Source organism: Streptomyces sp. NPDC056527 (assembly GCF_042794475.1).
Lineage (GTDB): Bacteria > Actinomycetota > Actinomycetes > Streptomycetales > Streptomycetaceae > Streptomyces.
Genome location: NZ_JBHTTQ010000054.1, coordinates 1 through 14,217 on the forward strand (window position 1 = coordinate 1; position 14,217 = coordinate 14,217).

The following is a 14,217-nucleotide window of genomic DNA, read 5'->3' on the forward strand; positions in this document are numbered from 1 at the left end:
GCGCCGGCCGGGGGGGGGGGGCCGGCCGGGGGGCCCCCCCACCTCGTTCGTTCATGACTCAGGGGTGCACACCCGCGGCCTCAGTCCGCCACCACCAGCGACGGCGTCTCCTTCGTGAGCACCTCGCCCCGGAAGAACGCCGGGCTCTTGCGCTGCATCACCAGCATGATCACCACGCCGACCAGCAGCAGTCCGACACCGATCACGAAGACCGAGCCGACGCCGAAGACCGAGGAGCCGCTGCCGTAGGCCGGGTCCCACATGTCGTACAGCGTCTTGCCGAAGACCGCGGTCAGCAGGATGCCGCCGAGGACCGGGCACAGGCCCTTGTAGACGAAGTCCCGGCCGGAGCGGAAGAGCTCCTTGCGGAAGTACCAGGCGCAGGCGAACGCGGTCAGCGAGTAGTAGAAGCAGATCATCAGGCCGAGCGCGTAGATCGTGTCGACCAGGACGTTCTCGCTGACCAGGGTCATCACCGTGTAGAAGACGCCGGTGGCGACGCCCGCGATGATCGTGGCCTTGCCGGGCACCTTGAAGCGAGGGTGGACCTTGGCGAAGGACGCGGGGAGCGCCTCGTACGTCGACATCGCCAGCACTGTGCGGGCCACCGGGATGAACGTCGTCTGGAGGCTGGCCGCCGCCGAGGCGAGGACGGCGATGAAGAGCAGGATGCCGAGGGCGGGGCCCATGACCGGGCCCGCGAGGGCGGCGAAGACGTTGTCGGAGGTCTCCGGGTTGGCGAGGCCGAGCCCGCTGTCGCCGGAGCCGACGGCCATCTGCGCGGCGACGCCGGTGGCGAGGTAGGAGCCGACCAGGACGACCATCGCGATGAGCGCCGCGCGGCCGGGGGTCTTGGTGCTGCCGGTGGTCTCCTCGTTGGTCGCCATGCAGGCGTCCCAGCCCCAGTACATGAAGATCGAGAGGGACAGACCGGCCGTGAAGGCGGCGAAGGACTGGACGGCGAACGGGTTCATCCACTCCCAGGAGAAGGAGAGCCCGGTGTCGAAGGCGCCGCTGCCGGCCTTCTGGAAGGCCATCGCGACGAAGAGCGCGAGGACGACGAGCTGGAGGCCGACGAGGGCGTACTGCACGCCCTTGGTGGCGGTCATGCCGCGGTAGCTGATCGCGGTGGCGACGGCGATGAGCGCGAGGCAGGTGAGGATGTGGACGGCCTTGTTGTCGTCCAGGGCGGCGATCGACTCGCTGCCCGTGATCTCACCGGCGAGGAGCCAGAAGTAGGAGGTCGCGACGCCGGCCAGGTTGGAGAGCACGATGATCGTCGCGATGACGAGGCCCCAGCCGCACATCCAGCCGATCTTGGGGCCGAAGGCCTTCACGGTCCAGGTGAAGGAGGTGCCGCAGTCGGGCATGACCCGGTTCAGCTCGCGGTACGCGAAGGCGACGAGCAGCATCGGGAGGAAGCCGGCGAGGAAGATCGCGGGCATCTGGAGTCCGACCTCGCCGGCCGTGGAGCCGAGCGTCGAGGTCAGACAGTAGACGGGGGCGACGGTCGAGATGCCGATGACGGCACTGCCCATCAGCCCGACGGAGTTCCCGCCGAGTCCCTTGGTGCGTACGCCATGGGTGTCGCCCGAGGCGGTGACGCCCCTTACCGTGTCTCCGGCCTGGGGCCGTGCATCCACCTGAGTCATGAACAGGACGTTAAGTGCTGCGGTTTCCACATCCGGAAGATCTGACTCCAGAGCGTTCAGCGATCTTCACCTTGCATTGAGAGGTCGACGGGACCCTCTCGGCATTGATTGAAAGATCGACCAGCCGCCCACACCGACCGATTGGTAGGCGTCTCAGAGGCCGTCCGATATGCGGGAACCGCAGCACTGTCCCGAATGTCCGGTTTCAAATTTTCCCGAAGTATTTTCGGGGCCGTGCGGGGAGCGGATCAGCCGGGCCAGACCACCGCCTGCGTCTCGCTGTACGCATGGAGCGCGTAGGACCCCACGTCCCGTCCCACACCGCTCTTCTTGAAGCCGCCGAACGGCGCCTCCATGTTCCGTCCGATGGTGTTCACCCCGACGCCGCCGGCCCGCAGCCGCGCCGCGACACGGAAAGCGCGGGCCACGTCCCCGGACCACACGTAGTCGATCAGCCCGTAGTCGCTGTCGTTCGCCAGCGCGACGCCCTCCTCCTCGTCGTCGAAGGGGACGACCACGACGACCGGACCGAAGATCTCCTCGCGGACCACCCGCATGTCGTTCGTGCACTCCGCGAGCAGGGTCGGGGCCACGTAGAAGCCCTTCGCGAGGTCCGGCCGCTCACCGCCCACGACGACCCGGGCCCCCTCCTTCCGACCCAGGGCGATGTACGACTCCACCCGGTCGCGGTGGGCCGCCGAGATCACCGGCCCGACCACGGTGCCCTGCGCCGTCGGGTCCCCCACCTTCATGAAGGCCAGATAACCGGTGAGCTTCTCGATCAGCTGGTCGTGGATCCCGCGCTGGGCGAGGACCCGGGTCGGGGCCGTACAGATCTGTCCGCTGTAGAAGGAGAAGGTGGTGCCGATCCCCATCACGGCGGAGTCCAGGTCGGCGTCGTCGAAGACGAGCGCCGCGCCCTTGCCGCCCAGCTCCATCAGCTGCCGCTTCAGCTCCCGCCCGCAGACCTCGCCGATGCGCTGCCCGACGGCGGTGGAGCCGGTGAAGGAGACCATGTCGACGTCCGGGGAGTCGACGGCCGCCTCGCCGACGTCCGTGCTCGTCCCCGTGACGACGTTGACGACGCCCGCCGGGACGCCGGCCTCCTCCAGGGCACGGGTCATCGCGTACACGGAGAGCGGGTCCTGCGGGGCGGGCTTCACGACCACCGTGTTGCCCATGGCGAGCGCCGGGGCGATCTTGCCGGCCGGGTTGGCCCAGGGATTGTTGTAAGAGGTGATGCAGGTGACCACGCCGACCGGGCGTCGTACCGCCACCGCGCCGAAGACCCCGGCCCTGCCCATCGGCCCGGCCTCGTTGATCTGCGGGGGCAGCGCCTGCTCGACCGGTTCCAGGGCGCCGCGCGCGTACCGGCGGAAGCGGGAGGAGCCGACGGCGACCTGCATCCCGCGCGCGGTGCCGGTCGTCGCCCCCGTCTCGGCCTGTGCGAGGACCGTGTTCGCCTCGGCGTCGCGGGCCATCAGGTCCGCGGCCCGGTCGAGGATCGCGGCCCGCTCCTCCGGCTTGGTACGGGACCAGGAGTCGAAGGCCGCGCGGGCGGCGGCGGCCGCCTCGTACACCTGGGCGCGGGAGGCCTCGGGCGCGAGGCCGACGACCTCCTCGGTGGCCGGGTCGACCACCTCGTAGTGCCCGCCGTCGGGCTCGACCCACTCGCCGTCGATGAACAGTCGCTGAGTCACCTGGTGGACACCGTCCTCGTGTCGCGGCCGGAGCGCAGCACCTTGCCCGGTATCGCGCCGGTCACCTCGTCGTCGCGGATGGTCTCCACGCCGTTGACGCGGACCGACACGACGCCGATCGCCCGCGAGTCGAGCCGGGGGCTGTCGCCCGGCAGGTCGTGCACCAGGGTCGCCGGTCCCGCGTCGATCCGCTCGGGGTCGAGGAGGACCAGATCGGCGTGGAAGCCCTCCACGATCCGCCCCCGCTCACGCAGCCCGAACAGCCGGGCCGGATCGTCGGTGAGCATCTTCACCGCCTGTTCGAGAGGGAGCAGCTTCCGGCCGCGCAGACAGTCGCCGAGGAAGCGGGTGGTGTACGGGGCGCCGCACATGCGGTCCAGGTGCGCGCCGGCGTCGGAGCCGCCCAGCATCACGTCCTCGTGGTCCCAGGTCTCGCGGCGGAGCGCCCAGGAGGCGGGGTCGTTGTCGGTGGGCATGGGCCACAGCACGGTCCGCAGCTCGTCGTTGGCGCAGATCTCGACGAGGCACTGGAAGGAGTCCTGGCCGCGCTCGGCGGCGATGTCGCGGACGACCCGTCCGGTGAGCCCCCGGTTCTCGTCGGAGTACGTGTCCCCGATGACGTACCGGCCGAAGTTCGCCAGGCGGCGGAAGACACCGGCCTCCTTGGAGTCGGCGCGGCGCAGCATCTCGGCCCGCACGTCCGGGTCGCGCAGCTTCGCGATCCGGTCGGGGACGGGAAGGGCCAGGATCTCGCCCCAGCCGGGGATGAGGTTGAGGGCGCAGAAGGTGCCGAGCGACATGTTCATGGGGGTGAGGATCGGCATGGTGAGCGCGACGATCCGGCCGCCGGACTTGCGGGCGCGTTCGGAGGCGACGAGCTGGCGCGGGACGCGCTCGGGGACGCCCGCGTCGATGGTGAGGACGTTCCAGTTCAGGGGCCGGCCGGCGGCCGCCGTCATGTCGACGAAGAGGTCGATCTCCTCGTCGGAGAACTGGTCGAGGCAGCCGGCGAGGATCGCCTCCAGCTGGGTGCCCTCGTGTTCGCCGACGGCCCGGGAGAGCGCGATGAGCTCGGCGGGCGTGGCATGCCGGGAGGCGACGGGGGCGCCTTCGCCGTCGGAGTGGGTGGAGGACTGGGTGGTGGACAGGCCCCAGGCGCCGGCGTCCATGGCCTCCTTGAGGAGCCCGACCATCGCCTCCAGCTGCTCGGTCGTGGGCTGCCCGCCGACGGCCTCGGCCCCCATCACGTACCGGCGCAGGGCGCAGTGCCCCACCATGAAGCCGGCGTTGACGGCGATCCGTCCTTCGAGGGCGTCGAGGTACTCGGCGAAGGACGACCAGGTCCAGTCGACGCCCTCCTCCAGGGCCTTGAGGGCCATGCCCTCCACCTTGGACATCATGCGGCGGGTGTAGTCGGCGTCCTCGGGCCGCTCCGGGTGGAGGGGCGCGAGGGTGAAGCCGCAGTTGCCGCCGGCGACGGTGGTGACGCCGTGGTTCATGGAGGGGGTTGCGAAGGGGTCCCAGAAGAGCTGGGCGTCGTAATGGGTGTGGGGGTCGACGAAGCCGGGGGTGAGGACGAGGCCGGTGGCGTCCTCGGTGGTGCGGGCGCTCTCGGTCGTCGTACCGGGCGCGGCGATCAGGGCGATGCGCCCCTCGCGTATGCCGACGTCGGCGACGAAGGCGGGGGCGCCGGTGCCGTCCACGACGGTGGCGCCCTTGATGAGGTGGTCGAGCATGGGGTCCCTTTCCTCCGTACGGGATGCTCAGTGCGGGACCCGGGGCACGGGCCCGCGGAGCCCTGCGCGGCCCGGTGGGTCGTGCCCACCGGTTCCTCCGCCCGGGGCTTCGCCCTGGGGGACCCCAGCGGAACAGTCGCCCACGACGGGCCGGACATGCCCCGGTCGGGGACGCGGTAGCCGGCCGCGGCTACGACGTCCCCGACCGGGGCCGGTCGGGACGGTGGTCCGGGAAGACACCGCCCCGGTTCGGGGCCCTACTCCCCGGCCTGCTGCCGGAAGCGGGTCGTGCGGTGGACCGGGTCCGTGTCGATCTTCGGGATCACGTGCTCACCGATCAGCTTGATCGAGTTCATCGTGTCCTCGTACGAGACCCCGATCGGCAGCCCGAACGACAGCTGGTCCGCGCCCGCCTGCTCCCAGCGCTTGCACTGGCCCAGGACCTCCTCCGGGTCGCCGCAGATCATCAGCTCCTCGGCGATGAGGAGTTCGATGATCTCGGCGCTGTACTCCGGCAGCAGCTCCGGCCACTCCGGAATGCCCTCGGGACGCGGGAAGGTGTCGTGGTAGCGGAAGAGCAGCGACTGCAGGTAGTTGAGCCCGCCGCCCACCGCGATCTCGACGGCCTTGTCGTGCGTCTCCGCGCAGATCGCGGTCGACGTGACCATCACGTTGTCGTTGACGAAGCCGCCGACGGCCTTGGCCTCCTTGACGGCCGTCTTGTACGACTCGACGACCCACTCCATGTCGGAGACCTTCTGCACGCTGAAGCCGAGGACGCCGAGCCCCTTCTTGCCGGCCATGGCGTACGAGGACGGGGACCCGGCCGCGTACCACATGGCCGGGTGGGACTTCCCGTACGGCTTGGGCAGGACCTTGCGCGGCGGCAGGGACCAGTGCTTGCCCTGGAAGCCGACGTACTCGTCCTGGAGCCACATCTTGGGGAACTCGGCGATGGTCTCTTCCCAGATCTCCTTGGTGTGGTTCATGTCGGTGATGCCCGGCATGAACCCGAGGATCTCGTGGGAGCCCGCCCCGCGCCCCGAGCCGAACTCGAAGCGCCCCTGGGAGAGATGGTCGAGCATGGCGACCTTCTCGGCGACCTTGACCGGGTGGTTCACCGGCGCGAGGGGGTTGAAGATGCCGGAGCCGAGGTGGATCCGGTCGGTGGCGTGGGCGAGGTAGCCCAGGTAGACGTCGTTCGCCGAGAGGTGCGAGTACTCCTCCAGGAAGTGGTGCTCGGACGCCCAGGCGTACTTGAACCCGGACCTGTCCGCCTGGATGACGTACTCGGTCTCCTCCATCAGCGCCTTGTGCTCGGCCTCGGGATCGGTCTCGGCCCGCTTGCCGACGTATCCCTGTACGAAGATCCCGAATTCCAAGGGGGTTCACCGTCCTCATTGTTTCTGACGTACCGTCAGATTTCCTGTGCCCGACTTTCGCACCACGTGACGGGTGCGTCAATACCTGATGGATCGTCAGAACTGTTCAGAACAGACTCACTCCGGCCAGCCAGCCGCCGTCGATGACGAAGGGCTGACCGGTGATGTACGCGGAGTCCTCCGAGGTCAGGAAGAGCGCGAGCGCCGCGACCTCCTCCGGCCGCCCGATCCGCCCCAGCGGCACCAGCTTCCGGTAGAGCTCGGCCGTCGCCGCCGGGTCCACGCCCTCCGGGTTGCTCATGGGGGTGTCGATCGCGCCCGGGCAGACCGCGTTGACCCGGATCCCCTTGGCCGCCAGCTCCAGCGCCGCCACGCGGGTGAGCCCGAGCACGGCGTGCTTGGTCGCGGCGTACGCGCCGACGCCCGCCATGCCCGTGACTCCCGTGTACGAGGCGGTGTTGACGATCGTCCCGCCGCCGGCCGCCTCGATCTCCGGCGCGACGGTGCGGATCCCCAGGAAACAGCCGACCTGGTTGACCTGCACGATCGCCTGGAACTCGTCGAGCGGGGTGGCCACCAGCTCGTTGAAGCGGAGGATGCCGGCGTTGTTGACGAGTCCGTCGATCCGGCCGAAGCGCTCCTTGGCGGCGGCGACCGCGCCCGCCCACTCCTCCTCCTTCGTCACGTCGAGGTGGACGTACGCGGCCCGCTCCTCCCCCAGCTCCTTGGCGAGCGCCTCGCCCTGGTCGTCGAGCACGTCGGCGAGGACGACCCGCGCCCCCTCGGCGGCGAAGAGCCGCGCCTCCTGCTCGCCCTGCCCGCGCGCCGCACCCGTCACGACGACGACGCGCCCGTCCAGCTTGCCCATGTCCGTCCACTCCTCAGCTCAGGTGGGGGGCGACCTCGGCGGCGAACGCCGCCATCTGATCGGTGAGTTCGGCACGGCTCCGGGAGCGGAACCGGACCTGGATCTGATGCACGCCCATCTCGCCGTACGCGCGCAGCGACTCGGCGAGGGCCTCCGGCTTCCCGGTCAGCGTCCGCCGTCCGACCTCCCAGCCGGCCTCGCCGACGTAGAGGGGCTCGACGATCGCCCCGACGGTGATCGGGTCCTCGATCCCGGCCTCGGCGCGCAGGCGGCCGAGCCGGGCGATCTGCGCGGGCAGCTTCTCCCTCGGGTCGCCCTGCGGCAGCCAGCCGTCGCCCCGGAGCGCCGCTCTGCGCACGGCCGCCGGCGAGGAGCCGCCGACCCAGACCGGCACCCGCTCCTGGGCCGGCCTGGGCATCTGGCCGAGGCCCTTGAAGGCGAACCGCTCACCCGCGTGCTCCGGGTACTCCTCCGGACCGAGCGCCGCCTTCAGGGCGTCGATCGTCTCGTCGAGGACGCCTCCGCGGCCCTCGAAGTCGGCCCCGACGGCCTCGAACTCCTCTCGCACATGGCCCGCCCCGACGCCGAGGACCAGCCGGCCGCCGGAGAGGTGGTCGAGGGTCGCGTACGCCTTGGCGCTCACCAGCGGGTGGCGCAGACCGACGACGGCGACATGGGACAGCAGCCGGACGCGCTCGGTGGCGGCGGCGAGGAAGGAGAGCGTGGCGACCGGGTCGTACCAGACGGTGCTCATGGGTCCGGCCAGACGGCGCGGGATGGCGACATGGTCGCAGCACGCGACGTAGTCGAAGCCGGTCCGGTCGGCGGTGCGGGCGATCTCGACGAGATCGGCGGGCCCGGCGGCGGCCTCCCAGGGCTCGGCGTAGATCGTGCTCTGCGACTGGACCGGGAGCTGCATCCCGTAGACCACCATGGCGATCCCTCCGGATCTGACGATTCGTCATATCGATCGGCGGCTCTCATGCTTGCGTCTGACGACCCATCAGACAAGAGGTGTGCGGTGACGGGACCCACGGGCCGGGAGAGAGACGACCGGCGACCCTCCGGGGCAGAGGCGCACGCAGGAGCGGCCGCACCCCCACGACGGGGGGCGGCCGCTCGCCGTGGTGTCACGGCACCCAGAGCCCGTCCGCCGTGAGGCCGAGCAGCTCGATCGCGTTGCCGCGCACGATCCGCTCCACCACGTCCGGCGCCAGGTGGCCCATCTGCGCCTCGCCGACCTCCCGGGACTTGGGCCAGGTGGAGTCGGAGTGCGGGTAGTCGGTCTCGTACAGGACGTTGCCGACGCCGATCGCGTCGAGGTTCTTCAGCCCGAAGGCGTCGTCGAAGAAGCAGCCGTAGACGTGCTCGGCGAAGAGCTCCGACGGCGGACGCAGCACCTTCTCCGCGACACCGCCCCAGCCGCGGTTCTCCTCCCAGACCACGTCGGCGCGCTCCAGGATGTACGGGATCCAGCCGATCTGGCCCTCCGCGTACATGATCCTCACGTTGGGGAAGCGCTCGAACTTCCCGCTCATCAGCCAGTCCACCATCGAGAAACAGCAGTTGGCGAAGGTGATGGTGGAGCCGACCGCGGGCGGTGCGTCGGCGGAGGTGGACGGCATCCGGCTGGAGGAGCCGATGTGCATGGCGACGACGGTGCCCGTCTCGTCGCAGGCCCGCAGGAACGGGTCCCAGTAGTCGGTGTGGATCGAGGGCAGCCCGAGGTGGGGCGGTATCTCGGAGAAGGCGACGGCACGGACCCCGCGGGCGGCGTTGCGCCGCACCTCCTCGGCGGCGAGTTCGGCGTCCCAGAGGGGTATGAGGGTGAGCGGGATGAGGCGGCCCCCGGCCTCCGGCCCGCACCACTCCTCCACCATCCAGTCGTTGTACGCGCGGATCCCGAGGAGGCCGAGCTCGCGGTCGCTCGCCTCGGTGAAGGTCTGCCCGCAGAAGCGCGGGAAGGTGGGAAAGCAGAGCGCGGACTGGACGTGGTTGACGTCCATGTCGGCGAGCCTGTCGGGGACGCTGTAGGAGCCGGGGCGCATCTGCTCGTAGGTGATGACCTCGAGCCTGATCTCGTCCCTGTCGTAGCCGACGGCGGTGTCGAGACGGGTGAGCGGTCGATGCAGATCCTCGTACACCCACCAGTCGCCGATGGGCCCGTCGTCGCCCTTCGCGCCCATGACGGGCGCGAACTTGCCGCCGAGGAAGGTCATTTCCTTCAGGGGCGCCCGGACGATCCGAGGGCCGGTGTCGCGGTACCTGGACGGGAGCCGGTCCCGCCAGACGTGAGGCGGCTCCACGGTGTGGTCGTCCACCGAGATGATCTTCGGGAAGGTCTCCATGCGTTTCACGGTAGCGCCGATCTGACGACCCGTCAGCTAGTCGGGAGGCCCGGAGCGGCCGGAACCTGCCGGATCCGGTCGGAGATCCGGTCGGATCCTGTTGCAGGACTTGTGCAGACAGTCACCCGATGCTGACGTGCCCCCTCCGGACAAGGCAGACTGTCTTGGGCGAAACCAGCGGTGCGGGCAGGGGGAGCTATGGACCGTGAGAACGGGCCGCGAGTACCGGAGCAGCGGGCTCCGGGGGCGGGTCTCCACAGCGGCGGAGACCTGCACTTCGGCGTGCTCGGGCCCGTACGCGCCTGGCGGGACGGCGAAGCGCTGCCGTCCGGCTCCCCGCAGCAGCGGGCCCTGCTCGCCGCGCTCCTGATGCGCGAGGGCCGCACGGCCACGGCCGCGGAGCTCATCGACGCCATCTGGGGCGACGAGTCGCCCTCGCAGGCGCTGGCGGCGGTACGGACGTACGCCTCACGGCTGCGCAAGATCCTGGACCCCGGGGTCCTGGTCAGCGACGCCGGCGGCTACGCGATCCGCGTCCCGGGCGGTGCGGTGGACCTGAACGTCGCCCAGGAGCTGGTGGCCGAGGCCGAGAAGCTGCGAGCGGCCGGGGACCGCGGCGCGGCGAGGAGCCGGCTGGGGAAGGCCCTCGGGCTCTGGGACGGCGAGGCGCTGGCCTCCGTGCCCGGGCCGTACGCCGAGACGCAGCGGGTACGCCTGGAGGAGTGGCGTCTGCAGCTCCTGGAGACCCGGCTCGACATGGACCTGGAGGCCGGGGCGCACGCCGAGGCCGTCTCCGAGCTGACCGCGCTGACGGCGGCGCATCCGCTGCGGGAGCGCCTGCGCGAACTGCTGATGCTGGCCCTCTACCGCAGCGGCCGGCAGGCCGAGGCGCTGGCCGTGTACGCGGACACCCGCCGGCTCCTCGCCGACGAGCTGGGCGTCGACCCGCGCGCGGAACTCTCCCGCCTCCAGCAGCGGATCCTCCAGGCGGACGCCGAACTGGCCCGCCCGGTGGAGGAATCGGCCCCGGCGCCGGTCGTGGCGCGGCCCGCGCAGCTGCCGGCCACGGTCCCGGACTTCACCGGCCGCAACTCCTTCGTCCGGGACCTGAGCAAGCGGCTGGCCACGGCGGAGGGCTCCGTGATGGCCGTCTCGGCGCTCGCGGGCATCGGCGGCGTCGGCAAGACGACGCTCGCCGTGCACGTGGCGCACGAGGCCCGGCCGCACTTCCCCGACGGCCAGCTGTACGTGGACCTCCAGGGCGCGGGCGCGAGGGCGGCGGCTCCCGAAACCGTCCTCGGGGCCTTCCTCCGCGCCCTTGGCACCCCCGACTCCGCGATCCCCGACTCGCTGGACGAGCGGGCGGCGCTGTACCGCTCGACCCTGGACGGCCGCCGGGTGCTCGTCCTGCTCGACAACGCCCGCGACGCGGCCCAGATCCGCCCCCTCCTGCCGGGCACGGCGGGCTGCGCGGCGCTGGTGACGAGCCGGATCCGGATGGTGGATCTGGAGGGGGCGCACCTGGTGGACCTCGACGTCATGTCGCCGGAGGAGGCGCTCCAGCTCTTCACGCGGATCGTCGGCGACGAGCGGGTCTCGGCGGAGCGGGAGGCGGCCCTCGACGTGGTCGCTGCCTGCGGCTTCCTGCCGCTCGCGATCCGTATCGCCGCCTCCCGTCTGGCGGCGCGCCGCACGTGGACCGTGGCGGTCCTGGCGGCGAAGCTCGCCGACGAGCGCCGTCGCCTGGACGAGCTCCAGGCGGGCGACCTCGCGGTCAAGGCGACCTTCGAACTCGGCTACGGCCAGCTGGAACCGGCGCAGGCGCGCGCGTTCCGCCTGCTGGGCCTGGCGGACGGCCCGGACATCTCCCTCGCGGCCGCCGCGGCCGTCCTCGACCTGGAACTCCACACCACGGAGGATCTCCTGGAGGCCCTGGTCGACACCTCCCTCCTGGAGTCCGCGGCGCCGGGCCGCTACCGCTACCACGACCTCGTCCGCCTCTACGCGCGTGCGTGTGCCGAGCGTGATGAACAGCCGCCGGTGGAGCGGGAGTCGGCCCTCTCCCGGCTGCTGGACTTCTACCTGTCGACTGCGGCCCGCGTCTACGCGATCGAGCGGCCGGGCGACCGCCTGGTCGACCACCTGGAGCCGACGGAGTACGAGGGCCTGACCTTCACCGACCGCCACACGGCCCAGGACTGGCTGTACGCGGAGGCGAACAGCCTGCTGGCCTGCGTCAGGCAGTCGGCCGGTTCGGGCAGCACCCTGCGGCGGGCGGTGGACCTGCTGTGGGCATGCATCGACCTGGGCGAGTCCGGCACCAACTCGAAGCAGTACGAATCGGTGGCCGCGGCCCTGCGCGAGGCGGCGCACGACATCGGCGACGAGCACGCCGAGGGCCGTGCGTACATGACCCTCACCAACGTCCGTACGTACACGGGCCGGTTCGACGAAGCCGACCGGGACGCGGAACACGCGGCGCGGCTGGCCGAGCAGACCCTGGACACCCTGACCCTGCCCTGGGCGGCCAACGCCCGGGGCATCATCGCCATCTACCAGACCCGGCAGACCGACGGCGAAGAGCATCTGGGCAGGGCGATCGAGGGCTTCCGCGCGGACGGGAACAGCCCCGGCGAGGCGAGCGCCCTGTGCAACCTCTCGCGCATCCACCTGGCCACGGGCCGAGTGGCGAGCGCGGTGTCCCTGGCGGAACAGGGCATCTCCATATACGACTCCATGGGGCACTCGCTCCGCGGGGCGAACGGCCGCTACGCGCTCGGCATGGCCCTGACGCAGAGCGGTCGCCACGCCGGGGGCGCCGCGGCGCTGCGGGAAGCCCTGGCCGTCTTCCGGGACAGCCGCCAGCGGCTGTGGGAGGGCATGACGCTCTTCCGGCTCGCCGAGCTCGAACTGGCCGCCCGGCGCCCGGCGCAGGCGGCGGCCATGGCGGAGCAGGCGCTCGCGGTACTCAGCGGCATCGGCGGCGAATGGCGGCGGGGAAACCTGCTCACGGTGCTCGGTCAGGCCCTCGACGGCATCGGGCAGAGTGGCCGTGCGCAGGCCTGCTGGCGCGAGGCGCTCGCGATCCACGAGAGTCTCGACTCACCCGAGGCCGCCGCGATCAGGAGCCTGCTGACGCCTGCGGCGGCCGCGTAGGCATCACGGACTGCGCGTTCATCGAACGTTTATCGCCGACCGCCATGCTCCTCTCATCGATCCGCCGCGTCGGGGGGCAGACGGGTCACTGGTGAGGCCGTCGCTCCGGCGCAATAGGGTGAGCGGCCCTGAGAGGCCCGTCCGGCGGCCCACGGGGGAGCAGCCGGGCGGGCCCTACAATCCACCGCTCAACCAACGGAGGGACTCATCATGACCGAGCCGAAGAAGACCAACCCCGTCGTGAAGCCTCAGGACCAGCACGCGACCGGGGGCGACATCACCACCCTGGACCAGCACGCCACCGGCGGTGACATCGACGGCGTCAAGACGCTCGACCAGCACGCGACCGGGGGCGACATCACGACCCTGGACCAGCACGCCACGTCGGAGCCGTTCAAGCCGACCCAGACCAGCTGATCATTCCCACGGGGGCGGTCGCGGCGGCGCCATCGGGGGAGCCGCCAGGACCGTTGCTGTCCGGGCATGGACGCGCGGGAGTCCGGGGGACGCCTGACGAACCGGGGGGAATCGTCAGGCAGGGCTCGGCGCACCACAGCCGGACAGCCACAAGGAGGGGCCGGGCAGATGCCCGGCCCCTCCTTCTGCGCGAGACGCGGACGCGGGAGGGACGGGCCGCGAGAACCGCGCCCCGGCCGCCGGCCGCCCCGGCTCGGCGTCTTCCGACCGGCGGCCGCGGGGGAAGCGGCGTCGTCGTCCTGCGGCTCAGCGGGCGAACGAGCCCAGGCCCACCAGGCAGTACACGTACTCGTTGACCGTCGCCCCGTTGATCGTGTAGCGGTGGGAGAACGCGTACTGCGTCTTCGGGTTGTCGTTGCAGCGGTTCAGGTCCGAGGTCAGGGGGATCGTCTCGATCACCCGGTAGTGGGCGTCCGAGGCCGAGCAGGGGACCTCCTCCACGTCGCTCACGCTCTGCGCGGTCGTCGAGTCCGGCAGACGTCCGTTGAGGCAGGTGCCCTTGGCGTACGGGTCCGGCGGCGCCTCCGTCGTCGGGGCCGTGGTCGGGGTGGCGGTCGGGAACGCGGACGTGGTGACCGGGACCGTCGGCGAACCGGCCGTGGGGGTCTTGTCGTCGCCGTCGTCGGTGAGGACCAGCGCCGCGATGACGGCGCCGACCACGCCGAGCGTCACCAGGCAGCCCCACGGACTCGCCTTGCGCGCGGGCTGCGCGGGGCCGGCGACCTGGATGCGCAGGAGCACCGTGCTGTTGCCGACCTGGGTCGGGATCACGTCCCCGTGCCGGCAGGGTGGGATGCGTATGTGCGCGGGACCGGTCGGCAGTGTGAGGGTGAGGGTCACCCCCGTCGCCGCCTGCTGCGGGGTCAGGGTGATGGGGAGTTCGGGAGACGACACCGGC

General features: G+C 71.3%; 10 protein-coding genes. 2 read left to right on the forward strand and 8 right to left on the reverse strand.

All coding sequences use genetic code 11. The features are described from left to right. Nucleotides 1-80 precede the first annotated feature (80 nt). The 7 genes from ACFQ7Q_RS23695 to ACFQ7Q_RS23725 form a co-directional block, all read right to left on the reverse strand. A complete protein-coding gene (locus ACFQ7Q_RS23695; protein WP_383558525.1) occupies nt 81-1,652 on the reverse strand; it encodes an APC family permease in 1,572 nt (523 codons plus the stop codon). A 248-nt stretch (nt 1,653-1,900) separates the two neighbouring features. Next, on the reverse strand, nt 1,901-3,352 hold the full coding sequence (locus ACFQ7Q_RS23700; RefSeq protein WP_383558526.1) for an aldehyde dehydrogenase family protein: 1,452 nt from the start codon (nt 3,350-3,352) through the stop codon (nt 1,901-1,903). Further along, the gene (locus tag ACFQ7Q_RS23705; RefSeq protein WP_383558527.1) at nt 3,349-5,088 is read right to left on the reverse strand and encodes an amidohydrolase family protein; all 1,740 of its coding nucleotides are present in this window, start codon (nt 5,086-5,088) and stop codon (nt 3,349-3,351) included. Before ACFQ7Q_RS23705 ends, ACFQ7Q_RS23700 begins: the two co-directional genes overlap by 4 nt. A 257-nt stretch (nt 5,089-5,345) precedes the next feature. Beyond that, a complete protein-coding gene (locus tag ACFQ7Q_RS23710) occupies nt 5,346-6,470 on the reverse strand; it encodes an LLM class flavin-dependent oxidoreductase (RefSeq protein WP_383558528.1) in 1,125 nt (374 codons plus the stop codon). A 106-nt stretch (nt 6,471-6,576) separates the two neighbouring features. After that, complete coding sequence (locus ACFQ7Q_RS23715) at nt 6,577-7,338, reverse strand: SDR family NAD(P)-dependent oxidoreductase (RefSeq protein ID WP_383558530.1); 762 nt, start codon at nt 7,336-7,338, stop codon at nt 6,577-6,579. Nucleotides 7,339-7,351: 13 nt separating this feature from the next. Further along, nucleotides 7,352-8,272 (reverse strand): LLM class F420-dependent oxidoreductase, encoded by a 921-nt coding sequence (locus ACFQ7Q_RS23720; protein ID WP_383558532.1) that lies wholly within the window; start codon nt 8,270-8,272, stop codon nt 7,352-7,354. Nucleotides 8,273-8,468: 196 nt separating this feature from the next. Continuing rightward, nucleotides 8,469-9,686: an amidohydrolase family protein gene (locus tag ACFQ7Q_RS23725; RefSeq protein WP_383558533.1), complete on the reverse strand. Its 1,218-nt coding sequence runs from the start codon at nt 9,684-9,686 to the stop codon at nt 8,469-8,471. A gap of 198 nt (nt 9,687-9,884) precedes the next feature. Here ACFQ7Q_RS23725 and ACFQ7Q_RS23730 point away from each other — a divergent pair, with 198 nt between their 5' ends. Together ACFQ7Q_RS23730 and ACFQ7Q_RS23735 are read left to right on the forward strand one after the other, a co-directional pair. Then, nucleotides 9,885-12,842 carry a BTAD domain-containing putative transcriptional regulator gene (locus tag ACFQ7Q_RS23730; protein ID WP_383558535.1) on the forward strand — a complete coding sequence of 986 codons (2,958 nt, stop codon included), beginning with the start codon at nt 9,885-9,887 and terminating at the stop codon, nt 12,840-12,842. Nucleotides 12,843-13,052: 210 nt separating this feature from the next. Further along, nucleotides 13,053-13,259: a hypothetical protein gene (locus ACFQ7Q_RS23735; RefSeq protein ID WP_383558537.1), complete on the forward strand. Its 207-nt coding sequence runs from the start codon at nt 13,053-13,055 to the stop codon at nt 13,257-13,259. Between the two features lie 306 nt (nt 13,260-13,565). On the opposite strand, the gene ACFQ7Q_RS23740 is transcribed toward ACFQ7Q_RS23735, so the two are convergent. Then, a complete protein-coding gene (locus ACFQ7Q_RS23740) occupies nt 13,566-14,213 on the reverse strand; it encodes a hypothetical protein (RefSeq protein WP_383558539.1) in 648 nt (215 codons plus the stop codon). Between the last annotated feature and the right edge of the window lie 4 nt (nt 14,214-14,217).